Annotated in this window: 23 protein-coding genes and 2 pseudogenes; 11 read left to right on the forward strand and 14 right to left on the reverse strand. The window is 67.3% G+C overall.

All coding sequences use genetic code 11. The features are described 5' to 3' along the window. Positions 1-86: 86 nt before the first annotated feature. A complete protein-coding gene (locus tag DID96_RS11285; protein ID WP_124599403.1) occupies positions 87-2,252 on the reverse strand; it encodes a M1 family metallopeptidase in 2,166 nt (721 codons plus the stop codon). A gap of 644 nt (positions 2,253-2,896) precedes the next feature. Here DID96_RS11285 and DID96_RS11290 point away from each other — a divergent pair. The 3 genes from DID96_RS11290 (at position 2,897) to DID96_RS11300 (ending at position 5,674) form a co-directional block, all read left to right on the forward strand. Beyond that, on the forward strand, positions 2,897-3,403 hold the full coding sequence (locus DID96_RS11290) for an LEA type 2 family protein (RefSeq protein ID WP_124599404.1): 507 nt from the start codon (positions 2,897-2,899) through the stop codon (positions 3,401-3,403). 104 nt (positions 3,404-3,507) lie between these two features. Further along, complete coding sequence (locus tag DID96_RS11295; protein WP_124599405.1) at positions 3,508-4,641, forward strand: class I SAM-dependent methyltransferase; 1,134 nt, start codon at positions 3,508-3,510, stop codon at positions 4,639-4,641. Between the two features lie 142 nt (positions 4,642-4,783). Then, entirely contained in the window at positions 4,784-5,674 is an 891-nt protein-coding gene (locus DID96_RS11300; RefSeq protein ID WP_124599406.1) for an SAM-dependent methyltransferase, read from the forward strand. A 25-nt stretch (positions 5,675-5,699) separates the two neighbouring features. Here DID96_RS11300 and DID96_RS11305 read toward each other — a convergent pair whose 3' ends face one another. Both DID96_RS11305 and DID96_RS11310 read right to left on the reverse strand, forming a co-directional pair. Beyond that, positions 5,700-6,284, reverse strand: a complete 585-nt coding sequence (locus DID96_RS11305) for a DUF1415 domain-containing protein (RefSeq protein ID WP_124599407.1) — start codon at positions 6,282-6,284, stop codon at positions 5,700-5,702. Between the two features lie 98 nt (positions 6,285-6,382). Next, a complete protein-coding gene (locus DID96_RS11310) occupies positions 6,383-7,003 on the reverse strand; it encodes a TetR/AcrR family transcriptional regulator (protein ID WP_124599408.1) in 621 nt (206 codons plus the stop codon). A 264-nt stretch (positions 7,004-7,267) separates the two neighbouring features. On the opposite strand from DID96_RS11310, the gene DID96_RS11315 reads away from it, so the two are divergent. The 3 genes from DID96_RS11315 (at position 7,268) to DID96_RS11325 (ending at position 10,754) form a co-directional block, all read left to right on the forward strand. Further along, positions 7,268-8,551: an MFS transporter gene (locus DID96_RS11315; protein WP_124599409.1), complete on the forward strand. Its 1,284-nt coding sequence runs from the start codon at positions 7,268-7,270 to the stop codon at positions 8,549-8,551. 191 nt (positions 8,552-8,742) lie between these two features. Continuing rightward, complete coding sequence (locus tag DID96_RS11320; protein ID WP_124599410.1) at positions 8,743-9,348, forward strand: nitroreductase family protein; 606 nt, start codon at positions 8,743-8,745, stop codon at positions 9,346-9,348. Positions 9,349-9,503: 155 nt separating this feature from the next. Beyond that, positions 9,504-10,754, forward strand: coding sequence for an Hsp70 family protein (locus tag DID96_RS11325; RefSeq protein WP_124599411.1), 1,251 nt, complete (start codon positions 9,504-9,506; stop codon positions 10,752-10,754). A gap of 75 nt (positions 10,755-10,829) precedes the next feature. Here DID96_RS11325 and DID96_RS11330 read toward each other — a convergent pair whose 3' ends face one another. Then, entirely contained in the window at positions 10,830-11,033 is a 204-nt protein-coding gene (locus DID96_RS11330; RefSeq protein ID WP_006400508.1) for a cold-shock protein, read from the reverse strand. Between the two features lie 421 nt (positions 11,034-11,454). Between DID96_RS11330 and DID96_RS11335 the strand changes: the two genes are divergently transcribed. Beyond that, entirely contained in the window at positions 11,455-13,053 is a 1,599-nt protein-coding gene (locus DID96_RS11335; RefSeq protein WP_124599412.1) for an APC family permease, read from the forward strand. A 136-nt stretch (positions 13,054-13,189) separates the two neighbouring features. Here DID96_RS11335 and DID96_RS11340 read toward each other — a convergent pair whose 3' ends face one another. The 7 genes from DID96_RS11340 to DID96_RS11370 form a co-directional block, all read right to left on the reverse strand. Beyond that, positions 13,190-13,981 carry a class III extradiol ring-cleavage dioxygenase gene (locus DID96_RS11340; protein ID WP_124599413.1) on the reverse strand — a complete coding sequence of 264 codons (792 nt, stop codon included), beginning with the start codon at positions 13,979-13,981 and terminating at the stop codon, positions 13,190-13,192. Between the two features lie 236 nt (positions 13,982-14,217). Beyond that, positions 14,218-14,814 (reverse strand): UbiX family flavin prenyltransferase, encoded by a 597-nt coding sequence (locus DID96_RS11345; RefSeq protein ID WP_124599414.1) that lies wholly within the window; start codon positions 14,812-14,814, stop codon positions 14,218-14,220. 13 nt (positions 14,815-14,827) lie between these two features. Beyond that, positions 14,828-15,139: a Grx4 family monothiol glutaredoxin gene (gene grxD, locus DID96_RS11350; protein WP_124599415.1), complete on the reverse strand. Its 312-nt coding sequence runs from the start codon at positions 15,137-15,139 to the stop codon at positions 14,828-14,830. Between the two features lie 77 nt (positions 15,140-15,216). Further along, the gene (prmC, locus tag DID96_RS11355; protein ID WP_124599416.1) at positions 15,217-16,059 is read right to left on the reverse strand and encodes a peptide chain release factor N(5)-glutamine methyltransferase; all 843 of its coding nucleotides are present in this window, start codon (positions 16,057-16,059) and stop codon (positions 15,217-15,219) included. 7 nt (positions 16,060-16,066) lie between these two features. Further along, positions 16,067-17,149 carry a peptide chain release factor 1 gene (prfA, locus tag DID96_RS11360; protein ID WP_124599417.1) on the reverse strand — a complete coding sequence of 361 codons (1,083 nt, stop codon included), beginning with the start codon at positions 17,147-17,149 and terminating at the stop codon, positions 16,067-16,069. 82 nt (positions 17,150-17,231) lie between these two features. Next, entirely contained in the window at positions 17,232-18,530 is a 1,299-nt protein-coding gene (hemA, locus tag DID96_RS11365; RefSeq protein WP_124599418.1) for a glutamyl-tRNA reductase, read from the reverse strand. Positions 18,531-18,556: 26 nt separating this feature from the next. Further along, entirely contained in the window at positions 18,557-19,318 is a 762-nt protein-coding gene (locus DID96_RS11370) for a response regulator transcription factor (protein ID WP_124599419.1), read from the reverse strand. Positions 19,319-19,580: 262 nt separating this feature from the next. Here DID96_RS11370 and DID96_RS11375 point away from each other — a divergent pair, with 262 nt between their 5' ends. From DID96_RS11375 to DID96_RS11390, 4 genes and pseudogenes are all read left to right on the forward strand, one after another. Continuing rightward, positions 19,581-19,835, forward strand: coding sequence for a hypothetical protein (locus tag DID96_RS11375; protein WP_124599420.1), 255 nt, complete (start codon positions 19,581-19,583; stop codon positions 19,833-19,835). A 16-nt stretch (positions 19,836-19,851) separates the two neighbouring features. Further along, on the forward strand, positions 19,852-21,666 hold the full coding sequence (locus DID96_RS11380; protein WP_124599421.1) for an aminopeptidase P family protein: 1,815 nt from the start codon (positions 19,852-19,854) through the stop codon (positions 21,664-21,666). A 6-nt stretch (positions 21,667-21,672) separates the two neighbouring features. After that, positions 21,673-21,850, forward strand: a pseudogene (locus DID96_RS38840) (cysteine hydrolase); the annotation flags it as partial. Beyond that, positions 21,847-22,470 carry an HAD family hydrolase gene (locus tag DID96_RS11390; RefSeq protein WP_124599422.1) on the forward strand — a complete coding sequence of 208 codons (624 nt, stop codon included), beginning with the start codon at positions 21,847-21,849 and terminating at the stop codon, positions 22,468-22,470. The pseudogene DID96_RS38840 and the gene DID96_RS11390, both read left to right, overlap by 4 nt. 51 nt (positions 22,471-22,521) lie before the next feature. Here DID96_RS11390 and ettA read toward each other — a convergent pair whose 3' ends face one another. From ettA to gcvA, 3 genes and pseudogenes are all read right to left on the reverse strand, one after another. Further along, the gene (gene ettA, locus DID96_RS11395) at positions 22,522-24,189 is read right to left on the reverse strand and encodes an energy-dependent translational throttle protein EttA (RefSeq protein ID WP_124599423.1); all 1,668 of its coding nucleotides are present in this window, start codon (positions 24,187-24,189) and stop codon (positions 22,522-22,524) included. A 210-nt stretch (positions 24,190-24,399) separates the two neighbouring features. Then, positions 24,400-24,477, reverse strand: a pseudogene (locus DID96_RS11400) (DUF3761 domain-containing protein); the annotation flags it as partial. Next, the gene (gene gcvA / locus DID96_RS11405; protein ID WP_124599424.1) at positions 24,478-25,395 is read right to left on the reverse strand and encodes a transcriptional regulator GcvA; all 918 of its coding nucleotides are present in this window, start codon (positions 25,393-25,395) and stop codon (positions 24,478-24,480) included. Positions 25,396-25,448: the final 53 nt, after the last annotated feature.

Genomic DNA, 25,448 nt, shown 5'->3' on the forward strand with positions numbered 1-25,448 from the left:
CGCCGCCGCCGCCACCGCCGCCGCCGCCGCCGCCGCCGGACGCGCAGTCTTCCGCGCGAACGGCAGGCGGCAGACTCACGCTGCGATTACCGCGTGAGCGCCTTGCGCGGCTTGAACGTGCCCTGGTAGCGCAGCGACGGACGCTCCTTCGTCGCCGAAATACCGTCGAAGCTCGGCGTCTGGCGCAGCAGCATCGCGGCCGGCGACGCAACCGAACCGATCGATGTCGAGCGCGACGCCGGCGCGAGGTTGTTCGCGACGAGCAGCGCGGCTTCGCTCTTCAGGTTCGCGAGCAGCACCGGATCGGTCGAGCGGTTGACCTGCGTGAGCAGCCCGCTCCATGCGGCGTCGCTGTAGTTCACGACGTAGTAGTCGAGGCCGCTCGGATCCGCGACCACCGCCGAGCAGCCGTCGATCCGGACCTGCGTCTGCGTGTCCTTCAGCGCGACCGTCGTGCGGTTCGCGAGCCCTTGCCCGTATGCGAGCGTGACCGGCACCGTCCACTGCGTGCCCGGATACGCGTTCTTGTTCGGGAACGGCTGCTGCTTCAGCGTGATCACGTTCTGGTTCTTCGTCAGGTCGCACTGCGCGTCGAGCGAGATCAGCGGCACGCCCGTCTGGCGCACGTAGCTGTCGCCGATCGGGCCGACCGGCTGGCCGCTCGCCTTCGACAGCGCGTCCCACAGGCGCTTCGGCGTGCCGTTGCCGAACGAGTAGTCGGTCAGGTACTGCTGAAGACCCTTGCGCAGCGTCTCTTCGCCGAGGTAATTCTCGAGCGTCTTCAGCACGTGGCCGCCCTTGTCGTACGTGAACGCGCTCGCGCTCAGAACGAAGTCGTTCGACGCCCAGCCGTTGAAGTTCGGCGCGACCGGGAACGCGTTCGGGCCGATGTCACGGTTGATCACGCGATACTTGTTCTTCACTTGGTCGAGCCACGTGAACTGGTCGGGGAAGAACCGGATCGTCGTCTTCGTCTCGAAGAACGTCGCGAACGATTCGTTGAGCCACACGTTGTCCCACCAGTCGGCGGTCACGAGATCGCCGAACCACTGGTGCGCGACTTCGTGCGTGAGCACCTCGTTGCCATAGCGCGACATCGGCTGGCCCGGCTGCGGCAGGATGTCGTCGGCGAATTCGAGAATCGAGCCCCAGTTCTCCATCCCGCCGAAGTTCAGGTCCTTCTGCTCCTTGAACGCGTCGTTCGCGGCCACCGTGTCGAACTTCGTCAACGGCAGCGGAATGCCCGTGTAGTTGTAGTAGAAGTCGAGCGCCTGCTTGGTGCGGTCCATCGCCGGCTTCGCCCAATCGCGCATGCCCGGCGGCGTGAACACGCGCAGGTGCAGCCCGCCCTTGCCGCCCGGCAGCGGGCTCGTGAAGTCGTCCTCGTAGGTGTCGAACAGGCCGCCGCCGAAGAACAGCAGGTACGACGGCATCGGCGGGGTCTTCTCGAACTGCACGAGCTTGTAGCCGCCGCCGACGTTCGTCGACGGCTTCTCGGCCGCGTTCGACACGACGCGCCAGCTCTGCGGCACTTCGGCGGTCACTTCATAGGTCGGGCGGAACGCCGGCTCGTCCCAGCCGGGGAACCACTGGCGCGACAGGTTGGTTTCGCCTTGCGTGAGGATCGCGCCGCTCGTCGTGCCGTCGGTGCTCTTCAGGTCGACGCGGAAGACCCCTTCGGCCGCCGAGCAGCCCGGATACGGATCGTCGCCGCAGCTGCCGCCGGTCTGCTTGACCGGATCGTCGTACGACTTGAAGTTGATGATGCCCGTCCACTCCATGTGCAGCGAGTAGTTGCCGGCGGCGATCGTACCGCTCACGGGGCGCAGCTGGTAGAAGTCGCCCTTGTCCTGCGGGGTCGCGATCAACTGCACGTTGCCCGGTTGCAGCGTGATGCGGCCGTTCGTGAACTTGATCCGGTGACCGGCGATCACGATCGACGTGACGGGCTTGAGCACCTTGATCTCGACGTCGGCGCGGCCGTCGAACGCATTCAGCGCGTCGTTCGGGCGGAACCACAGCCGGTAGTTGACCGGCACGACGGTGTCGGGCAGCTCGACCGGCGGCACGCTCTTGTCGACATTCGACGCGGTGGGCGGCGTGGTGGCGGCGGGCGACGAGCCCGCGTTCGGCGCACCGGCGGAGCTGAGCGCGGAAGCCGAACCGACGCCGCTGTCGTCGCCGCCGCACCCGGCGAGCGCGAGGGCCGCGACGAGCGGCAGATAACGCATCTTGCGAATGTTCATCGACATACTGAAACCTCGATTATTGAAAGAGTCGTTCAGTGCTGCGAAAACTGCGAAAGCTGCCGGCAAAAGAATTCCCCCGCCGTTAATCAACAGCGATGCGAAATGCCAATGACGGGTTATTCGAAAAGACGGCGGACGGACTACGTGACGGTAATCATGGTTTGCTGCCCCCTCGGTATTCTCGATTGTCGGTGGACTTGCCGGTTCAGGATTACCGGGCGCGGATTGGTCTGAATGGATTTCGCGCGCGGCATACGGCGGCACGCCCGGGCGGGCGCGCAACCGCATCGAACTGACGACCTATGGAGCAGGCCGGGCCTGGCCGCCGGGCGGCGCGGATGGCACGTGCAGCCATCCGTAAAATCGCCGTCATGCGGTTTGAAGGTTTGTCGGTCTGTTCGAAGGATGGGTCAATATACTTGATGGCTTTGAGTAAAGGAAATGAAAAAATTAAGAGCGCGTGTCTATTGAAATTTTCGCGACTCATTGAATGGTCGTGGGCGTTGTCGAATATTTCTGTTTAGTTTTAGGTTTCGTAGTTTTAATGTATTAACGATTGTCCAGTCGCGCGTGGACTACGAAATTCGGTGCGCTCGCGCATGCCCGGTACAATGCCGCAACGACCGTTTGCCGCGAGGAGGCTGTTCATGCCACGAGCCCTGTTCCGGGTGGCGCCGCTGCGCGCCGTGCTGCTGCTGATCGCTGTCGTGCTCGGGTTCGTGCTCGCGCTCGGCGGCTGCGCGAGCCTGACGCGTGAGTCGGTGCGCGTGACCGTCGCGGGCCTCGAGCCGCTGGTCGGGCAGGGGCTCGAGATGCGCTTCAACCTGAAGCTGCGCGTGCAGAACCCGAACGACGCGCCGATCGACTACGACGGCATCGCGGTGACGCTCGAGCTGAACGGCCAGCCGTTCGCGAGCGGCGTCAGCGATCGCACGGGCGTCGTGCCGCGCTACGGCGAGGCCGTGCTCGACGTGCCGGTGTCGGTATCCGCGTTCGCGGCGGCACGGCAGGCGTTCAATCTCGCCGGCGCCGCATCGGCGGGCGAGCTGCCGTATGCGCTGCGCGGCCGGCTTGCGGGCGGCGTGTTCGGCGCCGCCCACTTCACCGATGCGGGCACGCTGCGCCTGCCGGCGATGCCGGGCTGGGGCCAGTGAGTGCGGCGCGCTTTGCCGGGCGCGGCAAAGCAGGGTATAAGGGGGCGTCCGCGCGGCGTGCTGCCGCCGCGCCCTGAAGCCAACCGTTACACCACCGAGTTCGCGTGACCGATTTCCCCGTATTCCACTGGACCGACGCCGACGGCGCCGATCATGCCGTGCGCTGGCGCTCCGAAGCCGGCGTGGCGCCGCCGAAGCGCGCGGTGCCCGCCGACGACCGCCTCAACGCCGACGTCGCCTATCGCCTCGCGTGCGAGGGCACCGCGCTCGTCTGGCAGGGCGACTTCCAGAACGCGCGCCAGCTCGTGCAGGCGCTGGCGCGCCGCGTCGATCGCAAGCCGAAGAAGGCGAAGGCCGCCGCCGGCGTCGACGCGTTCAACCTGCATCGTCTCGCGCAATCGCAGCGCGCGCGCACGCTCGGGATGCTGCTGATCCCGCTCGACGCCGACTACACGATTGCGCTGCGCCGCGCGCCGGACGTGCGGGCCGCGTGCGAGGAGGCGTACGGCCCCGGTGGCGCGCCGTCGGTCGTGTCGCTGCGCGAACTGCTCGGGCTCGTCGGCGCCCACGAATGGCGCAAGAAGGGCGTGCCGATTCCGGCGCTCGGCGGCGCGGCGATTCATCCGCACTACGGCGTGTTCTCGCCGGTGCGCGGCGAGTATGTCGAGCTCGTCGCGCGTGCGCCGCTGCCGGCCGACACGCTCGCGTTCGACGTCGGCACCGGCACCGGTGTGCTGGCCGCGGTGCTCGCGGCGCGCGGCGTCAAGCGCGTGGTTGCGACCGACCAGGATCCGCGGGCGCTCGCGTGCGCGCGCGAAAACGTCGAGCGGCTCGGCTACGCGGCGCAGGTCGACGTCACCGAGGCCGACCTGTTCCCGGCCGGCCGCGCGCCGCTCGTCGTCTGCAATCCGCCGTGGGTGCCGGCGCGGCCGAGTGCGCCGATCGAATACGCGGTCTACGATCCGGACAGCCGCATGCTGCGCGGCTTCCTCGCCGGGCTCGCCGCGCACCTCGAGCCGGATGGCGAAGGCTGGCTGATCCTGTCCGATTTTGCCGAGCATCTCGGCCTGCGACCGCGCGACACGCTGCTGCAGTGGATCGACGAAGCGGGCCTGGTTGTGCTCGGCCGCGACGATATCCGTCCGAAGCATCCGAAGGCGGCCGACGCCGACGATCCGCTGTACGCGGCACGCCGCGCCGAAGTGACGTCGCTCTGGCGGCTCGGCGCGCGGGCGTGATCGGGCGTGATCGGGTGTTTTCGGCGGGTGTGATCGCGCGTTTTCGCGAGGTTTCGCGCGTTTATCGGTAAACTGACGCCATTCCTCACGATTTTCCGCCGCCGGGCCGCGCGTAACGACCGCGGCCCGGCGGCGTTCCACGATGTCGAACAAAACCCACGAAGTCCGTCCGGAGCAGTCCGTCGAGCTGCTGAAGGAACTGCACATCCTGACCCGCGACGGCAAGCTGAACCAGGACAGCCGCCGCAAGCTGAAGCAGGTGTACCACCTGTACCAGTTCATCGAGCCGCTGCTCGCGAGCGTGCAGGCCGACAAAGGCGGCGTGACGCTCGCCGATCACGGCGCCGGCAAGTCGTATCTCGGCTTCATCCTGTACGACCTGTTCTTCAAGCAGCAGCCGGGCCACGGCACGCCGGCGTTCGCGTCGCACATCTACGGGATCGAGACGCGCGAGGAGCTCGTCGCGCGTTCGGCCGACCTCGCCGCGCGGCTCGGGTTCGGCGGGATGTCGTTCCTGAACCTGTCGGTCGCCGATTCGATCACGTCGCCGCGGCTGCCCGAGACGATCGACGTCGTCACCGCGCTGCATGCGTGCGATACGGCGACCGACGATGCGATCCGCTTCGCGCTCGCGAAGCACGCGCGCCACATCGTGCTCGTGCCGTGCTGCCAGGCGGAAATCGCGGGCGTGCTGCGCCGGAACAAGGGCAAGTCGCTCGCGAGCGCGCTGACCGAGGTATGGCGGCATCCGCTGCACACGCGCGAATTCGGCAGCCAGATCACCAACGTGCTGCGCTGCCTGCAGCTCGAAGCGCACGGCTACCAGGTCAGCGTGACCGAGCTGGTCGGCTGGGAGCATTCGATGAAGAACGAGCTGATCATCGCGCAATACAAGAACCTGCCGCGCCGGCGGCCCAGCGAGCGGCTGAACGAGATCCTCGAGATGTTCGGCCTCGCCGAACTGCGCGAGCGGTTCTTCGTGCCCCAGCGCACGGAGGCCGCCGGCGAGGAAACGGCACCGGCCGCCGACTGATTCGCCGGACCCGGCAGCCGGTCACTCAGACGTCGTCGCCGGGACGGCTCATCCAGTCGCGCCAGCCGTCGTGGCCGAGGCGGCGCAGCGTCTCCTGGTTCTTCTCGTAGATCGCGGATGCGTCCGGGAACGCGTCGGCCGCGCGCGCGATGCTGTCCTCGCGCAGCAGGTGCAGGATCGGGTATGGCGCGCGGTTCGTGTAGTTCTCGATGTCGTCCGGCGCGCTGCCTTCGAACTGGTAGTCCGGATGGAAGCTCGCGATCTGCAGCACGCCGTCGAGCTTCAGCTGGCTCACGAGCCGCTCGGCGAAGAACAGCGCGTCGTTGTAGTCGACAAAATCCGCGAACGCATGCGGATAGATCACGAGCGTCGTGTCGACCTGCTGCGGGTCGGCGGCTTCGAGCAGGCGGAGTTCGGCTTCGAGATCGGCGAGCGCGTCCTCGAGCGTCGTCGCTTCGCTGATCGCGTAGCGCACCTGATCCTTCACGTACACGCTCTTCGCGAACGGGCACAGATTGAGCCCGATCACCGCGCGCGCGAGCCAGTGCCGGGTGGCGGCGAGGATGTCGTCGTTCGCGCTGTCGGGCGAAGCGGGGCGGGTGTCGGTCATGGCGGTGCGGAACGGGCGGGGAAGGGCCGCATTGTAGCGGGGGCGGCCCGCGAAGCGTGTCGGCGGCAGGCGGCGCGCACCGGCGGGCGCTGCACCGCTCAAGCGCAAGCGGTCTCGATCAGTTGCGTGACGAGCGCGGGTGCGGTGCCGATCGGCGTCTCGCCGTGCCGATACGTCTGGCTCGCCGCATAGATACCCTCGATCACCAGCGCGAGCGAATCGGCGAGCCACTTCGGCTGCCGCGCGCCGGCGCTTTCGCACAGCTCGACGAGCCGCGCCATCAGCCGTTCCTTGTTCTGCGCGACGCGTTCGCGCGCCGGATGCGATGCGTCCGGAAACTCCGCCGCGACGTTCACGAACGGGCAGCCGCGGTAATCCTTCTGCGTCGCGCGCTCCGCGAGGTCGACGAAATACTGGATCAGCTGCGCCTTCGGCTGGCCGGGATGCTTTGCGACGCTTGTATCGAAGCGCTCGAAGAAGCACGCGTCCATTCGCTCGAGATAGGCCAGGATCAGCTCGTCCTTCGACGAGAACTGGCGATACAGGCTCATCTTGTTGACGCCCGCGAGTTCCACGACGGCCTCGACGCCGACCGCGCGCACCCCTTCCTTGTAAAACAGCTCCTCGGCGGCGCGCAGCAGATGCTCCTGTGCGGTGGCGCCCGCGATCGGCCGCCGCGCGCGCCGCGACGCGGGTTTGGAGGCTTCGATATCGGACATGTTGGTCTCGGTTGCGAAATTGAATGCTTGACATGTTACCGACTGGTCACTACGATCGCAACACAGTTGTGACCGATCGGTAACATTGCGGTCGGATCGAAGGCGATTGCCATGCGTCGGCCCGGGCCGGCCGACGCGGCGTGCGGCGGACGCGGCCTGTTTGCAGCGGACCGGATCAGGTTGAAGGGTCAGGTCTGGGCGACAGCGCTGCATGGGACCTGAGTAAGCGCCGAAGCGCTCACTCCGACACGGGAGAACGTGGACATGAATTGGGCAGCAAGACGAATCGGCGGGCGGTTCCACTACGGATGGCTCGCGGCGGCAGTGGTATTCCTGATCCTGCTGGCGGCGGCCGGCACGCGCGCGACGCCGAGCGTACTGATGATCCCGCTCGAACGGGAGCTCGGCTGGAGCCGCGCGGCGATCTCGCTGGCGATTTCGGTGAACATCGCGCTGTACGGGCTTACCGGCCCGTTCGCGGCCGCGGCGATGCAGCGCTTCGGGCTGCGGCCGACGATCCTGGCCGCGCTGGCGACGCTGAGCGCGGGCGTCGCGCTGTCGTCGATGATGACGCAGAGCTGGCAGATGGTGCTGATCTGGGGCGTGATGGTCGGCAGCTCGACGGGCGTCGTCGCGCTGACGCTGTCGGCGACCTTCGTCACGCGCTGGTTCCACGCCCGCCGCGGCCTCGTGATGGGGGTGCTGACCGCGAGCACGGCGACCGGCCAGCTCGTGTTCCTGCCGATGCTCGCGGCGATCGCGCAGCATCACGGCTGGCGGCCGGTCGTGCTGGTCGTCGCGGTGGCGGCGGCGATCGTGATTCCGCTCGTCGCGCTGCTGCTGCCGGAGCGCCCGGCCGACGTGCAGTTGCGCCCGTACGGCGAGCCGGCCGATGCGCCGCCGGCCGCCGAAGCGACGAAGGAGAACCCGCTCGCCGTCGCGTTCCGCACGCTGCTCACCGCGAGCCGCTCGCGCGACTTCTGGCTGCTGTTCTTCAGCTTCTTCATCTGCGGAGCGAGCACCAACGGCTACGTCGGCACGCACCTGATCGCGATGTGCAGCGATTACGGGATGACCGAAGTGCAGGGCGCGTCGCTGCTCGCTGCGATGGGCGTGTTCGACCTGTTCGGCACGACGCTGTCGGGCTGGCTGTCGGACCGCTACGACAACCGCGTGCTGCTGTTCTGGTACTACGGGCTGCGCGGGCTGTCGCTGATCTACCTGCCGCATGCGTTCGGCATCGACTTCTTCGGGCTGCCGCTGTTCGCGATGTTTTACGGGCTCGACTGGATCGCGACCGTGCCGCCGACCGTGCGGCTTGCCACCGACGTATTCGGCAAGGCCGCCGCGCCGGTCGTGTTCGGCTGGATCGTCGCGGGCCACCAGCTCGGCGCGGCGTTTGCGGCGCTCGGCGCGGGCATGCTGCGCGCAAGCCTCGGCACCTATACGATCGCGTCGATGATATCCGGCGGGCTGTGCATCGTCGGCGCGCTGATCGTGCTGCGCATCAACCGCGGCGCAGCGCGCACCGCTGCGCAGGCAGTCTGACGGGCGTCGCGCATCGGATAACGGGGCCGCGGGGGCGCGGGGGCGCGGGGGCGCGGGGGCCGCGCGGCCCGGTCGTTTCCGGATCGGCGATCGGTATTGCTCGGCGCAGCCGGGCACGCAGGCGCGCAAGCGGTTATGCTTGCGATTCGCCCGGCGTTCGCGCCCCTTCATCGATGTCAGCGAGGATCCGCATGTCTGTCAAACCTGCTCCCACCACTGTTTCGATCCACGAACTGATCGCGGGCCGCTGGAGCCCGCGCGCCTATTCGAACGCGCCGGTCAGCGCCGACGACCTGCATGCGGTGCTGGAGGCGGCGCGCTGGGCGCCGTCCGCTTACAACGCGCAGCCATGGCGCTTCGTCGTGTTCGACCGTACGCGGGATGAAGCGGCGTTCAAGCGGGCGTTCGCGACGCTGGTGCCGTTCAACCAGGGCTGGAACGCGCCCGGCCAGGTGCTGATCGCGGTCACCGCGCATACGCTCACGTCGAAGGGCGAGCCGGCGCCGACCGCGCTGTACGACGCGGGCGCCGCGGCGATGGCGCTGGTGCTGCAGGCGCATGCGCTCGGGCTGGCTGCGCACCAGATGAGCGGCTTCGACGCGAATGCGTTCCGCGCGGCTTTCGCGATCCCCGCGGACGTCGCCATTCCGGCGATGATCGCGCTCGGCCATTACGGCGACGTCGACAAGCTCGATCCGGTGCTGCGCGATCGCGAGAAAGCGCCGCGCACGCGGCATCCGCTGGGCGAGGTCGTGTACGCAGGGGCGTGGAAGAAGAGTTTCGCGTCGGCGGCCTGACGGCGGCGGCCGGTTTGCCGCAGGCCCGGCCGGACGATATGGCATCGGGCGGGATCCACCGGTCGGGGGCCGCCCGCCGGTTGTGATCCCGCGGGCTTCATGTTAAAAAGCCCCTCCTTTCCGTTTTCGCGCCGGCCATGCGGCGGCACCTTCCCATGACTTACTGCGCGATCGACTTCGGCACGTCCAATTCCGCTGTGGCGCTGCCCGACGGCGACGGCATGCGCCTCGCGCCCGTCGAGGGCGATCACCTGACGCTGCCGACCGCCATCTTCTTCAACAACGACGAGGAAACGGTCGAATACGGCCGCACGGCGCTCGCGTCGTATATCGACGGTTTCGATGGCCGCCTGATGCGCTCGATGAAGAGCATCCTCGGTTCGCCGCTCGCGGAGACGACCACCGATCTCGGCGACGGCTCCGCGATCGCTTACACGGACATCATCGCGCGCTTCCTCACGCACCTGAAGCGCAAGGCCGAAGCATGCGCGGGCGCGCCGATCGGCCGCGCGGTGCTCGGCCGGCCGGTGTTCTTCGTCGACGACGATCCGCGCGCGGACCGCCTCGCGCAGGACCAGCTCGACGCCGCCGCGCATGCGGTCGGCTTCGCCGACGTGCAGTTCCAGTACGAACCGATCGCCGCCGCGTTCGACTACGAGTCGCGCCAGAGCGCGGAGCGGCTCGTGCTCGTCGCCGACATCGGCGGCGGCACGTCCGACTTCTCGCTGGTGCGGGTCGGCCCGGACCGGATGGCGCGCCTCGAGCGCAAGGACGACGTGCTCGCGCACCACGGCGTGCACGTTGCCGGCACGGATTACGACCGGCGCGTCGAGCTGTCGGCGATCCTGCCCGCGTTCGGCTACCGCTCGCTCGACCCGGAAGGGCGCGAGCTGCCGAACCGGACCTACTTCGATCTCGCGACCTGGCACCTGATCAACACCGTCTACACGCCGAAGCGGCTCGGCGAGCTGAAGCTGATGAAGCACCTGTATCGCGACGTGCGGCAATTCGACCGGCTCGTGCGGGTGGTCGAGTTGCGGCTCGGCCATGCGCTGATGGCGCGCGCGGAAGAGGCGAAGATCGGCGTCGCGGCGGGCGGGGACACGATGATCGACCTGAACGATGTCGAGGAAGACTTGCAGATCGCGTTCGACGCGGACCGCCTGGTCGACGCGAGCCGCGACGACACTGCGCGGATCGTCGATGCCGCGCGCGAAACGGTGCGGCTCGCCGGCGTCGCGCCGCGCGATGTCGGCGCACTGTACTTCACCGGTGGCTCGACCGGGCTCGCGTTCCTGTCGGGCGCGCTCGCGGCGGCGTTCGCGGATGCGCAGCCGGTGTTCGGCGACCGTCTCGCGAGCGTTGCGACCGGTCTCGGGATCCACGCGCAGCGGCTGTTCGGCTGATCGTCGCCGGTGACGAAACAAAAAAAGCCCCGCCGAAGCGGGGCTTTTTCATTCAGACGAATTCTCGCGCTGAACTTACAGCGGGCGAATGTTCGCAGCTTGCAGACCCTTCGGGCCCGTCTTCACTTCGAATTCGACCTTCTGGTTTTCTTGCAGCGTCTTGAAGCCTTCGACGCGGATTTCCGAGAAGTGCGCGAACAGATCGTCGCCGCCGCCTTCCGGGGTGATGAAGCCGAAGCCCTTAGCGTCATTGAACCACTTGACGGTACCGGTTGCCATGTTACTTGTTCCTAAAAAGATAAAACGGGGCCGAAGCCCATGGGGCGCGGAAAATCAAGGAAGGGGTAATGGGACCAACCGGAGTACCGTTGATGGGCGAACTACGAAAGAACCAATTCACTCGCCGCTTGAAATCCTGCGTGGATCTTTATACGGCGAATTCGCCGCGCGGTCAACCGTATTTCCATGCTCTCAGGGTTATTACGAATTTAGAGCTTACAAACATTGCAGTTTTCGCGAATTTTTTGTAGGGGGCGATCGATTTTGGCGCAAATGTGCAGGTGCAACCGTTAAACTACGCGCCGCGTGGACCGGGTTGCTCCGACCGAGTGATCCGTCCCTCCAAGAATGCGTGCGCGGTGCAGTTCGAGCCGATCCCGGGCTGCGGGCCGACCATGCTTTTTGAGACACAGGAGAGGATGTGAAGAGTTCTATTCAACGGAACATCGGCCCGTTTGCACTGATGCTGACGGGGCTGGGTTCGATTATCGGCTCGGGCTGGCTGTTTGGCGCCTGGAAGGCCGCAAAGATCGCCGGTCCGGCCGCGATCTGTGCATGGATCATCGGCGCGGTCGTGATTCTCGCGATCGCGCTGACGTACGCCGAACTGGGCGCGATGTTCCCCGAGTCGGGCGGCATGGTTCGCTATGCGCGCTACTCGCACGGTTCGCTGGTGGGCTTCATCAGCGCGTGGGCGAACTGGATCGCGATCGTATCGGTGATCCCGATCGAGGCTGAGGCGTCGATCCAGTACATGAGTACGTGGCCGTATCCGTGGGCGCACGCACTGTTCGTCAACGGCGAGTTACAGACGATGGGCCTGCTGCTGTCGGCCGTCCTCGTGGTCATTTACTTCCTGCTGAACTACTGGGGCGTGAAGGCGTTCGCGCGCGCGAACACGGCGATCACGATTTTCAAGTTCCTGATCCCCGGCCTGACGATCGCCGGCCTGATGCTGTCGAGCTTCCACTCGGAGAACCTCGGCACGGCGTCGAGCGCGAGCTTCGCGCCGTACGGCTGGTCGGCGGTGCTGACCGCGGTCGCGACGAGCGGCATCGTGTTCGCGTTCAACGGCTTCCAGAGCCCGGTCAACCTCGCGGGTGAAGCGCGCAATCCGTCGCGCAGCGTGCCGTTCGCGGTGATCACGTCGATCCTGCTCGCGCTCGTGATCTACGTGCTGCTGCAGATGGCGTACATCGGTTCGGTGAATCCGGCCGACGTCGCGAAGGGCTGGGCGCACTTCAACTTCTCGTCGCCGTTCGCCGAACTGGCGATCGCGCTGAACCTGAACTGGCTCGCGATCCTGCTGTACGTCGACGCGTTCATCAGCCCGAGCGGCACCGGCACGACCTACATGGCGACGACCACGCGGATGATCTACGCGATGGAGCGCAACAACACAATGCCGAAGATGTTCGGCAACGTGCACCCGCTCTACGGCGTGCCGCGCCAGGCGATGTGGTTCAACCTGCTGGTCTCGTTCATCTTCCTGTTCTTCTTCCGCGGCTGGAGCTCGCTCGCGGCGGTGATCTCGGTCGCGACGGTGATCTCGTACCTGACCGGCCCGATCAGCCTGATGGCGCTGCGCCGCGCGGCGACCGACATCGAGCGTCCGCTGTCGATCCCGCTGATGAAGCTGATCGCGCCGTTCGCGTTCGTCTGCGCGTCGCTGATCCTGTACTGGGCGAAGTGGCCGCTGACCGGCGAAATCATCCTGCTGATGATCGTCGCGCTGCCGGTGTACTTCTACTTCCAGGCGAAGTCCGGCTGGGGTGGCTGGGGTGACGACCTGAAGGCTGCGTGGTGGCTCGTCGCGTACCTGCCGACGATGGCGATCCTGTCGCTGATCGGCAGCAAGGAATTCGGCGGTCATGGCATCCTGCCGTACGGCTGGGACATGCTCATCGTCGCGGCGATCTCGCTCGTGTTCTACTTCTGGGGCGTGAATACCGGCTACCGGACCAAGTATCTCGACGAGCGCGAGTCGCACGACGAGATCCTCGAAGGCGTCGGTGCCTGACGCAGGCTGACCTGCCGCCGGAATCGGCGGCGGCAGGTCCAGCAGCAAGAAAAGCCCGTTCGAGCGGTTCGCTCGGACGGGCTTTTTGTATTTTGTTCGTGCCGGCGGCGCAGGCAGCGCCACCGACGGCTGACGCTTACGCGGTCGCGCCGGCGAACACGTAGTTCGTCATCGCGAGCACGCGCTGATAGGTGCCGAGCGACTGGATGCCGAGCTGGTAATCGTCGTCTGCGGCGCCCAGTGCCGCGAACACCGGCAGCAGGTGCTCGTCGGTCGGATGCATCAGCACCGCATGCGGCGCCTGGCGGCGATAGTCGAGCAGCGCGTCGATGTCGCGCGCGGCGAGCTTCGCGTCGAACCAGTCGGTGAATTCGGCGACGCGCGGATCGGCATCCTCGGGTGCCGCGCCAAAGTCGGCGGCGCGCAGGTTGTGCGTGATCTGGCCCGAACCGATCACCATCACGCCTTCGTCGCGCAGCGGCCGCAGCGCGCGGCCGAGCGCGAAGTGATGGGCCGCGTCCGCGCGCGGCTGGATCGACAACTGCGCGACCGGCACGTCCGCTTCCGGAAACATCAGCAGCATTGGCACCCACGCGCCGTGATCGAGGCCGTGCTCGGTCGTGCCCGTCGCGATGCCGGCCGCGTTCAGCAGGCTCGCCGCGCGTTCGGCGACGTCCGGCGCGCCCGGCGCCGGGTACTGGATCTCGTACAGCGCGCGCGGGAATCCGTAGAAGTCGTGGATCGTTTCCGGACGCTGCGCGACGCTCGCGACCGGCTGCTGGGTGCCCCAGTGCGCGGACAGCATCAGCACCGCGCGCGGGCGCGGCAGCTCGGCGCCGAGGTGGGTGAACGCCCCGGACGGCAACGTCGGATCGATCGGCAGCGTCGGGGCGCCGTGGGACAGGTAGAGCGACGGCAAGCGGTTCATGATGGTGGTCTGCAGTGATGTTGCCTGTGACTATAGGCGTGCACCGGATATTGATAAATGGGCCGCCGGGAATTTGATTGACTCTCGATGGTTGTCAATTGGCCGGGATTGCCGCTCGCAGATCGGGTGCGCGCGCGAAGGCGTGGCGTTCGGCGGAAATGCCTGGTGAAGCGGTCGAAATCGCGGAAATTCCACGAAGAAGGGGCGAAGAAGGAGGCGGGAAGGGATGCTTGAGGTTACTGAGCGTGCCGGATGCCTTCCCACGGCGTGGTCAGCGGTGCGCTCAGCGCGAACAGGTCGAGCACGCGCGCGACCGTCTGGTCGACGAGTTCCTCGATCGTCTTCGGCATCGCGTAGAAGGCCGGCAGCGGCGGAAACACGATGCCGCCCATTTCGGTGACGGCGGTCATGTTGCGCAGGTGCGCGAGGTTGAACGGCGTTTCGCGCACCATCAGCACGAGGCGGCGGCGCTCCTTCAGCGTGACGTCGGCGGCGCGGGTGATCAGGTTGTCCGACAGGCCGTGCGCGACGCTCGCGAGCGTCTTCATCGAGCACGGCGCGATCACCATGCCGTCGGTCGCGAACGAACCTGATGCGATCGTCGCACCGACGTCGCGCACCGAGTGGACGACGTCCGCGCGGCGTTCGACATCGGTCTTCGTCAGGTTCAGTTCGTGCTGGATGTTGAGCCAGCCGGCGCTCGAAATCAGCAGGTGCGTTTCGACGCCGCCGGCGGCGCGCAGCATGTCGAGCAGCCGCACGCCGTAGATCGCGCCGGTGGCGCCGGTGATCGCGACGATCAGGCGGCGCGGCGGCGCGCTGCGCGGTTCCATCGACGGAGGGGGATTACGCGGCAGCGAACAGTTGCTGCAGTTCGCCCGACTGGTACATCTCCATCATGATGTCCGAGCCGCCGACGAATTCGCCCTTCACGTACAGCTGCGGGATGGTCGGCCAGTTCGAGAATTCCTTGATGCCCTGACGGATTTCTTCGTCTTCGAGCACGTTGACCGTCTTGAACTGGTCGACGCCGCAGGCCTTCAGCACCTGCACGGCGCGGCCCGAGAAGCCGCACATCGGGAATTGCGCGTTGCCCTTCATGAAGAGCACGACCTGGTTTTCGTCGACGATTTGCTTGATACGTTGTTGGGTGTCCATGACTGACCTTGCGTTGGCGGGGCGTTAGAAGGAAATGATAGCGGATTTCAACCGCGCGGGCCGGGCGTGGGCATGCATCAGCCGGGCAGCCTGCCGCCCGTCGTGCGCTCGATCGCGGCAAGATCGGCGAGCGATTCGACCGCGACGAAACCGTGCGCGGCAAGCAGCGCGCGCACCGCTTCGGCCTGGTCGTAGCCGTGCTCGATCCACAGCGTGCCGCCCGGCTTCAGGTGTGCTCTGGCGCCTGCGACGATCGCGCGGATCGCGCTCAGGCCGTCGGCGTCGTCGGTAAGCGCGCCGCGCGGCTCGAAGCGCAGGTCGCCCTGCGACAGGTGCGGATCGTGCTGCGCGATGTATGGCGGGTTGCTGACGATCGTGTCGAACGCGAGCGCCGGATCGAGCGCGGCATACCAGTCGCTTTGCAGCAATTGCAGCGGCCCGCCCGGCCGGCGCGCGTCGAGCAGCTTGCCGGCGTTGCGTGCGGCGACGTCGAGCGCGGCCGGCGAGCGGTCGAGCGCCCATACGCGCGCGTCGGGCCGTTCGGCCGCGATCGATACCGCGATCGCGCCGCTGCCGGTGCCGAGATCGAGCACGGCCGGATGCGGGATCCCGTCGATCGCGTCGAGCGCCGCTTCGACGAGCAATTCGGTTTCCGGGCGCGGGATCAGCACGTCGGGCGTCACGTCGAACGGCCGCCCGAAGAATTCGCGCATGCCGACCAGCTGCGCGACCGGCTCGCCGGCCGCGCGGCGCGCCTCGAGCGCGCGATAGCGTTCCACCGCGGCCGCGTCGAGCGGCTCGTCGCCGCGCGTGATCAGCTGCGTGCGCGTCCAGCCGAGCGCGCAGGCGAGCAGCACGCGCGCGTCGACCGCGTCGAGCGGCGACGCGCGCAGCAGGTCGAGGGCGGTCGGGGTGCTCATTGCGGGCTCAGTCGGCATCGCCGAGCGATGCGAGCAGCTCGGCCTGGTGCTCGCTGACGAGGGCGGCGATCAGCTCGTCGAGATCGCCGTCCATGATCGCTTCGAGCCGGTACAGCGTCAGGTTGATCCGGTGATCGGTCATCCGGCCCTGCGGGAAGTTGTACGTGCGGATCCGTTCCGAGCGGTCGCCCGAGCCGATCAGGCTCTTGCGGGTCGCGGCTTCCTTCGCGTGCTGCTCGTGATACTGCTTGTCCTTGATCCGCGCGGCGAGCACCTTCAGCGCGCGATCCTTGTTCTTGTGCTGCGAACGGTCGTCCTGGCATTCGACGACGATGCCGGTCGGCAGGTGCGTGACGCGCACCGCCGAATCCGTCTTGTTGATGTGCTGGCCGCCCGCGCCGGACGCGCGGAACGTGTCGATCCGCAGGTCGGCCGGATTGATCTCGATCTCGCCGATCTCGTCGGCTTCCGGCATCACCGCGACCGTGCACGCGGACGTGTGGATGCGCCCCTGCGTCTCGGTCGCCGGCACGCGCTGCACGCGATGGCCGCCCGATTCGAACTTCAGCCGCGAGTACGCGCCCTGGCCCGCGATCCGTACGATCACTTCCTTGTAGCCGCCGAGATCCGACGCGCTCTCCGACATCATCTCGACCTCCCAGCGCTGGCGTTCCGCGAAGCGCAGGTACATGCGCAGCAGGTCGCCCGCGAACAGCGCCGATTCGTCGCCGCCCGTGCCCGCGCGGATTTCGACGAAGATGTTGCGGTCGTCGTTCGGGTCCTTCGGCAGCAGCATCTTCTGCAGCTCGGTCTCGAGACGGGCCATGCTCTCCCGCGCGCTCTTGATCTCGTCCTCGGCGAAATCGCGCATCGACGCATCGGCGAGCAGTTCCTGCGCCGCCGCTTCATCGCTGAGCGACTGGCGCCACAGCGCGTATTGTCCGACGACCGGGTCGAGTTCCGCGTGCTCGCGGGTCAGCTTGCGGTACTGGTCGAGATCGGCCGTGACGTTCTCGCGGCTCAGCAGGTCGTTCAGTTCGGCCAGCCGTGTGGAAAGCTGGTCGAGCTTGCGTTGCATGCTCGTCTTCATGGGTGTGGAGCGGCGCTCCCGGGCAAGGTATACGGAAAGAATAGGCCGGCTGGCGAGCCGGCGGCGCGGCGATCGGTCGGCGCTAGTGGCCCGACTGGTCGTTCGAGCGCGGTGCGTGCTGGTAGAAGCTGCGCATCAGGTCGATCAGCGAATCGCGGTCGGTGCCGTTCGCGCGGTTGAGCGCGCTCGTCGGGCCGTGGATCAGCTTGTTGGTCAGCGCCTGCGACAGCGCTTCGAGCACGGCGGCCGGATCGTCGCCGCGCGCGAGCATCTTCTGCGCCTTGTCGACTTCAGCGCGGCGCAGTGCATCGGCCTGCGTGTGCATGTGACGGATCACCGGCACGACGCTGCGCGTATCGAGCCACTGCATGAAGTTCTGCACGCGTGTTTCGATGATCGCTTCGGCCTGCGCGACCGCGGCCTGGCGCGATGCGTTGCCTTCGCGCACGATCGCGCCGAGATCGTCGACGGTGTAAAGGAACACGTCCTTCAGCTTGCCGACTTCGGGCTCGATGTCGCGCGGCACCGCGAGGTCGACCATGAAGATCGGCCGGTGGCGGCGCGCCTTCACCGCGCGCTCGACCGCGCCGAGGCCGATGATCGGCAGCGTCGACGCGGTGCACGACACGATGATGTCGAACTCCTGCATGCGGGCCGGCAGCTCCGACAGCGGCATCGAGCGGCCGTTGAAGCGCTCGGCGAGCTTCTGGCCGCGCTCCGCGGTGCGGTTCGCGACGACGAGCTCACGCGGGCCTTGCGCGGCGAAGTGGGTCGCGCACAGCTCGATCATTTCGCCTGCGCCGATGAACAGCACGCGCTGATCGGACACTTTCTCGAAGATGCGCTGCGCGAGGCGGACCGCCGCAGCGGCCATCGACACCGACTGCGCGCCGATCTCGGTCGTGCCGCGCACTTCCTTCGCGACTGCGAACGTGCGCTGGAACAGCTGGTTCAGGTAGGTGCCGAGCGCGCCGGCCTCCGACGCGGTGCGCACCGCGTCCTTCAACTGGCCGAGGATCTGGGTTTCGCCGAGCACCATCGAATCGAGGCCCGACGCGACGCGGAACGCATGCCGGACCGCTTCCGACTGCGGCAGCGCGTACAGGTGCGGCGCGAGCTCGTCGACGGGAATCCGGTGATACTCCGACAGCCAGCGCACCGCGCCTTCGCGTGCCGCACGGTCGTCGGTCGCGCAGTAGAGCTCGGTACGGTTGCAGGTCGAGAGGATCGCTGCTTCGGGCGTGTTGGGCGCCTGGGGGCCGAGGAAGACGTTCTGGAACGTCACGAGAGCCGGCTTGATCTGTTCGAGCGGAAACGCCACGCGTTCGCGCAGGGCGACAGGCGCAGTGTGGTGGTTGATTCCGATCGTGAGGAGTTGCATATCAAGGGCTATCGTTTAGCCTCGTATTATAGCGTCTCGGCGATTCCGTCACTCGAAGTGTAGCGGGCGTCCGCGAGACCCGGGCGGCAATTCGGGGGCTCGACCGGCACCTGGTCGAGCTGGTAGCCATAGCCGTAGAGCGGCAGCAGCTGGTAGCCGCGCTCGGGCAGCAGCTTCAGCTTGCTGCGCAGCCGTGATGCGTGGGTGTCGAGGGTGCGCGACTTCATGTCGCGCCGGCGCGCCCAGACCGTTTCCAGGATATGCGCGCGCGACACGGGCCGGGACAGGTTTGCGAACATCAGCAGCGCGAAGCGGAACTCCTTCGGCGTGAGCGCGACGACTTCGTCGCCGAAGCGCACGAGGCCGTGCGTGGCATCGAACGCGTATTCTCCATACGTATCGCGCGAACGGTTCGGCGGGCGCCGGACGCCCGCGCGGCGCATCAGCGCATTGACGCGCGCGAGCAGTTCCGGGCCGCTGACCGGCTTGACGATGCAGTCGTCGGCGCCCGCGTGCAGGCACGACACGATCTCGCTTTCGCGCGGCATCCGCATCACGGCGATCGCCGGCAGGCCGGGCAGGATCGCGCGCGCACGCGGGATCACTTCCTCGGCGGGCTGGTCGCCGGCCCAGTCGCCGGTAATCAGCATGTCGCAGGTATCGGTCGCGAGCCACTCGAAGAAGCGGGCGCTGGACGCGAACGGGTGGCAGACGTGGCCGCCCGCGAAGAGAAGGCGATTCAAGAGCGCTGAGTGACGCGCATCCGGATCGATCAGGGCGATTCGCATGGGAATTTCTTCATTACGGCAGCCGGTGCGCGCTTGCCATAACCTCCGGTCGGCCCCTACACTGGAACGTTCCGCGGCAAGTACCTGCTGATCTCAGGTTCGATGGATGGGTCGATGCTAGCCGCATGAATCGTTCACGCCTATGGGACGAATCCGAAATTGCAGGGTCTGTTTACATTTGGAACGGGCATTCCCGTGAAATGAACTTTCAATTCGGGCCTGCATGCGCGTTCCCTATGTAAACAGACCCTAAGGGCGTCGAATGAACTGGTTTGGAATCATCGTTCTGGGAACGGCCGTCGGGCTGCTCGGCCAGTGGCTGCATCCGTTGCGGCGCGACGGCTGGCCGGGCTGGCGGGCGGCTGTCCTCGTCGGCATCGTCGGCGCGGTTGCGGCGAAGATGGCCGGGAATCTCTCAGGACTCTTTTACGACGGCGAGACGCTCGAATGGCCGGTCTGCACCGGCGTCGCGTTCCTTGCCGTGGCCGCGACGGTCGCGCTGGCGGCGCGTCGCTGATTGCTCAGGTGAAATCATGAATGCCCGTCTTCCCGAAGCCACGTCGGTGCCGGCTCGTCTCGCGCTGCTACGCGGCGTGATGGTCCGCGAGAACCTGGCCGCCTATCTCGTGCCGTCCGCCGATCCCCACTTGTCCGAATACCTGCCCGAACGCTGGCAGGCGCGCCGCTGGCTGTCCGGCTTCACGGGCTCGGTCGGCACGCTCGTCGTCACTGCCGATTTCGCGGGGCTGTGGGTCGACAGCCGCTACTGGGTGCAGGCCGACGCGGAACTGGCCGGCAGCGGCGTCACGCTGATGAAGATGACGGGCGGGCAGCAGAGTGCGCCGCACGTCGACTGGCTCGCGCAGAACGTGGCGGCAGGCGCGACGGTGGGCGTCGACGGCGCGGTGCTCGGCGTCGCGGCCGCGCGTGCGCTCACCGCTGCGCTGACCGCGCGCGGCATCGCGCTGCGCACCGATCTCGACCTGCTCGATGCGATCTGGCCCGAGCGGCCGGGGCTGCCCGGCGACGCGGTGTTCGAGCACGCCGCGCCGCAGGCCGACGCGACGCGTGCGAGCAAGCTCGCCGAGGTGCGACGCGCGATGCATGCGCAGGGTGCGCAATGGCATTTCGTGTCGACACTCGACGATCTCGCGTGGCTGTTCAACCTGCGCGGCGCGGACGTCAATTTCAACCCGGTATTCGTTGCGCACGCAATGATCGGCGCCGATCGCGCGACGCTGTTCGTGGCCGACGGCAAGGTGCCGCCCGCGCTCGCCGCGTCGCTCGCGCAGGACGGCGTCGACGTGCGGCCGTACGACGCCGCGCGCGCGGCGCTCGCCGCGCTGCCCGACGGCGCGACGCTGCTGATCGATCCGCGCCGCGTGACCTACGGCACGCTCGAGGCTGTGCCGTCCGGCGTGAAGCTGATCGAGGCCGTCAATCCGTCGACGTTCGCGAAATCGCGCAAGACGCCCGCCGAGATCGAGCATGTGCGCGTGACGATGGAGCACGATGGCGCTGCGCTCGCCGAATTCTTCGCGTGGTTCGAGCAGGCGGTGAACCGCGAGCCGATCACCGAACTGACGATCGACGAAAAGCTCACTGCCGCCCGCGCCCGGCGTCCCGGCTACGTGTCGCCGAGCTTCGCGACGATCGCCGGCTTCAACGCAAACGGCGCGATGCCGCATTACCGCGCGACGGCCGAATCGCATGCGGCGATCGCCGGCGACGGCCTGCTGCTGGTCGATTCCGGCGGCCAGTACGTGAGCGGCACGACCGACATTACGCGCGTCGTGCCGGTCGGCACGGTCAGCGACCTGCAGCGGCGCGACTTCACGATCGTGCTGAAGTCGATGATGGCGCTGTCGCGCACGCGCTTTCCGCGCGGCATCCGCTCGCCGATGCTCGACGCGATCGCGCGCGCGCCGATGTGGTCGGCCGGGCTCGACTACGGCCACGGCACCGGCCACGGCGTCGGCTATTTCCTGAACGTGCACGAAGGCCCGCAGGTGATTTCGCACTACGCACCGGCCGAGCCGTACACCGCGATGGAAGAGGGGATGATCACGTCGATCGAGCCGGGCGTGTACCGGCCCGGGAAGTGGGGCATCCGGATCGAGAACCTGGTCGTCAACCGGGCGGCCGGCCAGACCGAGTTCGGCGACTTCCTCGCGTTCGAGACGCTCACGCTTTGCCCGATCGATACGCGTTGCGTGCTGGTCGAGATGCTGCACGAGGAAGAGCGCGCGTGGCTCAATGCGTACCATGCGACGGTGCGCGAGCGCGTCGGCCGGCACGTGAGCGGCGAAGCGAAGGCATGGCTGGAGGCGCGCACGCAGCCGATCTGATGCGGGGCGTTACTCGGCTACCGGACGATGGTCGTGTCCGACCTGCATACGACGAACGAGCGCGCACCGGTTCGCCGCGCAGATCGTCGCGCCTCACCATTTCACTTGGGCAAGCAGCACGTTGTCGGGCAACGCGGTGACGCCGCGTCCGCTCGCCGACGTGCTTGCGACGGAGTTTGCATGACGATCAAGGCAGTCGTGTTCGATTTCGGCGGGGTGCTGATCGACTGGAGCCCCGACTATCTGTACAGCAAGCTGATTCCCGACGACGACGAGCGCCGTTGGTTCCTGACGCACGTGTGCGGGATGGACTGGGTGATCAAGCAGGACGGCGGGCAGACGATCGAGGAAGGCACGGCAGAACGCGTCGCGAAGTATCCGGAACACGACGCGCTGATCCGCGCGTTCTACACGCGCTGGCACGAGATGATCGGTGGCGTGCTCGCGGACGGCGAGGCGCTCGTCGACCGGCTCGACGCGCAGCGGATGCCGATCTTCGGGCTCACGAACTGGTCGGCGCAGACGTTCCCGTATGCGTGGGAGCACTTCCCGGTGTTGCGGCGCTTCAAGGAGATCGTCGTGTCGGGCCGCGTGAAGCTCGTGAAGCCCGACCCGGCGATCTACCACGAGATGCACGCGCGGATCGAACCGCATCTGCCGGGCATCGCGCCGCACGAAATCGTGTTCATCGACGACAACGCAAAGAACGCCGCCGCCGCGACGGCGCTCGGCTGGCACGGCATTCACCACACGAGCGGCGCGGCCACCGAGGCGCGGCTGCGCGAACTGGGCGCGCTCGCGTAGGCGCGGGGCGGCCCTCAGATAAAAAAACGGGCCACTGGCCCGCTTTTTCGTTCAGCGGCTGATCGGCTTGTAGCGCAGGCGATGCGGCTTCGCGGCTTCCTCGCCGAGGCGTGCGCGCTTGTCGGCTTCGTACTCCTGGTAGTTGCCATCGAAGAACGTGACCTGCGAATCGCCTTCGAACGACAGGATGTGCGTCGCGATCCGGTCGAGGAACCAGCGATCGTGCGAGATCACCATCACCGAGCCGGCGAACTCGAGCAGCGCATCTTCGAGCGCGCGCAGCGTTTCGACGTCGAGGTCGTTCGACGGTTCGTCGAGCAGCAGCAGGTTGCCGCCGGCGATCAGCGTCTTCGCGAGGTGCAGACGGCCGCGTTCGCCGCCCGACAGGTTGCCGACGATCTTCTGCTGGTCGCCGCCCTTGAAGTTGAAGCGGCCGATGTACGCGCGCGACGGCGTCTCGTACTTGCCGACCGTCAGTATGTCGGCGCCGCCCGAGATTTCCTCGAACACCGTCTTCGAGCCGTCGAGCGCGTCGCGGCTCTGGTCGACGTACGCGAGCTTCACCGTCGGGCCCTTCACGATCTCGCCCGAATCCGGCTGCTCCTTGCCCGTCAGCATGCGGAACAGCGTCGACTTGCCGGCGCCGTTCGGGCCGATGATGCCGACGATCGCGCCAGCCGGAATCTTGAAGTTCAGGTTGTCGATCAGCAGGCGATCACCGTATGCTTTGCTGACGTTCTTGAACTCGATCACTTCGTTGCCGAGGCGGTCGCCGACCGGAATGAAGATTTCCTGCGTCTCGTTGCGCTTCTGGTATTCCTGGCTGTTCAGCTCCTCGAAGCGCGCGATACGTGCCTTCGACTTCGCCTGGCGGCCCTTCGGGTTCTGGCGCACCCACTCCAGTTCCTTCTTGATCGCCTTCTGGCGTGCCGATTCCGACGCTTCTTCCTGCTTCAGGCGCTCTTCCTTCTGGTCGAGCCAGCTGCTGTAGTTGCCCTTCCACGGAATGCCGTGGCCGCGGTCGAGCTCGAGAATCCACTCGGCCGCGTTGTCGAGGAAGTAGCGATCGTGCGTGACCGCGACGACGGTGCCCGGGAAGCGCACCAGGAACTGCTCGAGCCAGTCGACCGATTCGGCGTCGAGGTGGTTGGTCGGTTCGTCGAGCAGCAGCATGTCGGGCTTTTCGAGCAGCAGCTTGCACAGCGCGACGCGGCGCTTTTCACCGCCCGACAGGTGCTCGATCTTCGCGTCCCACGGCGGCAGGCGCAGCGCGTCGGCGGCCACTTCGAGCTGCTGCTCGGGGCTGCCGCCGTCGCTCGACGCGAGGATCGCTTCGTACTTCGCCTGCTCGGCCGCGAGCGCGTCGAAGTCGGCGTCCGGCTCGGCATACGCCGCGTAGATCTCGTCGAGCTTCTTGTTGGCCTGGAACAGGTCGCCGAGGCCTTCCTCGACCGCTTCGCGCACGGTCTTCGTCGGGTCGAGCTGCGGCTCCTGCGGCAGGTAGCCGATGTTCAGGTTCGGCATCGGCGTCGCTTCGCCTTCGATGTCCTTGTCGACGCCCGCCATGATGCGGATCAGCGTCGACTTGCCCGAGCCGTTCAGGCCGAGCACGCCGATCTTCGCGCCGGGGAAGAACGACAGGGAGATGTCCTTCAGGATCTGGCGCTTGGGCGGCACGATCTTGCCGACCCGGTTCATCGTGAAAACGTATTGGGCCATGTGCTTGAGAAAGTCAAAAGTTGAAGCCGCCGCGGTGCGGGCACGCGTCGCGGCGTCGGGTGATTCGGTCCGGAGAGTGCCGCAGGTCTTGCGGCAGGAGCGCCGCGTGTCGGCGGCGCGAGCGGCTATTGTACTGCGGCGCTGGCCGCCACTGGCGCGGCGCGTGGCCGCTCGGGCCGCTCGGGTCGCTTGGCGCCGCCGCGCCCGGGCTCACAGCCACTCGACGCCGCCGCCGTGCCCCGAGCACGTGCCGCGCCGATGGCGGCTGAAGCTGTATGTGCCGCCGCGTCAGGTCGCGCCGGCCATCGCCGCCGCGCCGTCGACCTGCGCGGCGGCGAGAATCCAGCGGCGGAACGCGGTGACCTTCGGCCGTTCCGCATGATGCGCCGGATAGACGAGGTAGTACGCGAAATCGTCGAGCCATGCGACGTCGGCGAGCTGCACGAGCCGGCCGCTCGTGAGTTGGTCGCGCACCATCGCGGCCGGCAGCAGCCCGGCGCCCTGGCCGGCGAGGATCGCCTGCAGCAGCAGGCCCGAATCGTCGAACGCGGGTCCGCGCGGCGGGCCGAAATCGTCGATCCGCTGCGCGTCGAACCAGATGTGCCAGCCCTTGCGCTCGGCGTCGTGCAGGTGCGGCCAGCCGACGAGATCGGCCGGCGTCGCCGGCATGCCGAGCTGCGCGACGAGTTCGGGCGACGCGAGCGCGACGATCTCGACCGTCAGCAGCCGTTCGCTGCACAGCCCGACGTAGCGCCCGAGGCCGTGGCGGATCGCGACGTCGACGCCGTCGCGTGCGAAGTCCGCGAGCGCGTGGCTCGCAACGATCTGCAAGTCGACGTCCGGACATGCGTGCCGGAACTGCGTGAGGCGTGGCACGAGCCACGCGGACGCGAAGAACGGCGTGACGCTCACCGTCAGCACGCCGCTGTCGGCGGCGCCCGATACGCGCTGCGATGCGTCGGCGATCTGGCGGAACGCGTTGCGCACGGGCGGGAGATAGTCGCGGCCGGCGGCGGTGAGCAGAATCCCGCGGTTCACCCGCTCGAACAGCAGCACGCCGAGATGCGACTCGAGCGTGCGGATCATCTGGCTCACCGCGCCGGGCGTGACCGACAGCTCTTCGGCCGCGGACTTCACCGACAGGTGGCGGGCGGCCGCCTCGAACGCGCGCAACGCGTTGAGCGGCGGCAGGCGGGAACGGTTCATTCAGTTTTTCTAAAGCGAAAGGCCGACGAAATATCGTTTGAGACGAGCGGGGC

It is taken from the genome of Burkholderia sp. Bp8963 (genome assembly GCF_003854275.1).
Lineage (GTDB): Bacteria > Pseudomonadota > Gammaproteobacteria > Burkholderiales > Burkholderiaceae > Burkholderia.

What these genes read in the sequence shown, in the direction of transcription:
- DID96_RS11285 (WP_124599403.1), bottom strand. Translation starts at nt 2,252, where the DNA reads ATGTCGATGAACATTCGCAAGATGCGTTATCTGCCGCTCGTCGCGGCC.
- DID96_RS11290 (WP_124599404.1), top strand. Translation starts at nt 2,897, where the DNA reads ATGCCACGAGCCCTGTTCCGGGTGGCGCCGCTGCGCGCCGTGCTGCTG.
- DID96_RS11300 (WP_124599406.1), top strand. Translation starts at nt 4,784, where the DNA reads ATGTCGAACAAAACCCACGAAGTCCGTCCGGAGCAGTCCGTCGAGCTG.
- DID96_RS11305 (WP_124599407.1), bottom strand. Translation starts at nt 6,284, where the DNA reads ATGACCGACACCCGCCCCGCTTCGCCCGACAGCGCGAACGACGACATC.
- DID96_RS11310 (WP_124599408.1), bottom strand. Translation starts at nt 7,003, where the DNA reads ATGTCCGATATCGAAGCCTCCAAACCCGCGTCGCGGCGCGCGCGGCGG.
- DID96_RS11315 (WP_124599409.1), top strand. Translation starts at nt 7,268, where the DNA reads ATGAATTGGGCAGCAAGACGAATCGGCGGGCGGTTCCACTACGGATGG.
- DID96_RS11320 (WP_124599410.1), top strand. Translation starts at nt 8,743, where the DNA reads ATGTCTGTCAAACCTGCTCCCACCACTGTTTCGATCCACGAACTGATC.
- DID96_RS11325 (WP_124599411.1), top strand. Translation starts at nt 9,504, where the DNA reads ATGACTTACTGCGCGATCGACTTCGGCACGTCCAATTCCGCTGTGGCG.
- DID96_RS11330 (WP_006400508.1), bottom strand. Translation starts at nt 11,033, where the DNA reads ATGGCAACCGGTACCGTCAAGTGGTTCAATGACGCTAAGGGCTTCGGC.
- DID96_RS11340 (WP_124599413.1), bottom strand. Translation starts at nt 13,981, where the DNA reads ATGAACCGCTTGCCGTCGCTCTACCTGTCCCACGGCGCCCCGACGCTG.
- DID96_RS11345 (WP_124599414.1), bottom strand. Translation starts at nt 14,814, where the DNA reads ATGGAACCGCGCAGCGCGCCGCCGCGCCGCCTGATCGTCGCGATCACC.
- grxD (WP_124599415.1), bottom strand. Translation starts at nt 15,139, where the DNA reads ATGGACACCCAACAACGTATCAAGCAAATCGTCGACGAAAACCAGGTC.
- prmC (WP_124599416.1), bottom strand. Translation starts at nt 16,059, where the DNA reads ATGAGCACCCCGACCGCCCTCGACCTGCTGCGCGCGTCGCCGCTCGAC.
- prfA (WP_124599417.1), bottom strand. Translation starts at nt 17,149, where the DNA reads ATGAAGACGAGCATGCAACGCAAGCTCGACCAGCTTTCCACACGGCTG.
- hemA (WP_124599418.1), bottom strand. Translation starts at nt 18,530, where the DNA reads ATGCAACTCCTCACGATCGGAATCAACCACCACACTGCGCCTGTCGCC.
- DID96_RS11370 (WP_124599419.1), bottom strand. Translation starts at nt 19,318, where the DNA reads ATGCGAATCGCCCTGATCGATCCGGATGCGCGTCACTCAGCGCTCTTG.
- DID96_RS11375 (WP_124599420.1), top strand. Translation starts at nt 19,581, where the DNA reads ATGAACTGGTTTGGAATCATCGTTCTGGGAACGGCCGTCGGGCTGCTC.
- DID96_RS11380 (WP_124599421.1), top strand. Translation starts at nt 19,852, where the DNA reads ATGAATGCCCGTCTTCCCGAAGCCACGTCGGTGCCGGCTCGTCTCGCG.
- DID96_RS11390 (WP_124599422.1), top strand. Translation starts at nt 21,847, where the DNA reads ATGACGATCAAGGCAGTCGTGTTCGATTTCGGCGGGGTGCTGATCGAC.
- ettA (WP_124599423.1), bottom strand. Translation starts at nt 24,189, where the DNA reads ATGGCCCAATACGTTTTCACGATGAACCGGGTCGGCAAGATCGTGCCG.
- gcvA (WP_124599424.1), bottom strand. Translation starts at nt 25,395, where the DNA reads ATGAACCGTTCCCGCCTGCCGCCGCTCAACGCGTTGCGCGCGTTCGAG.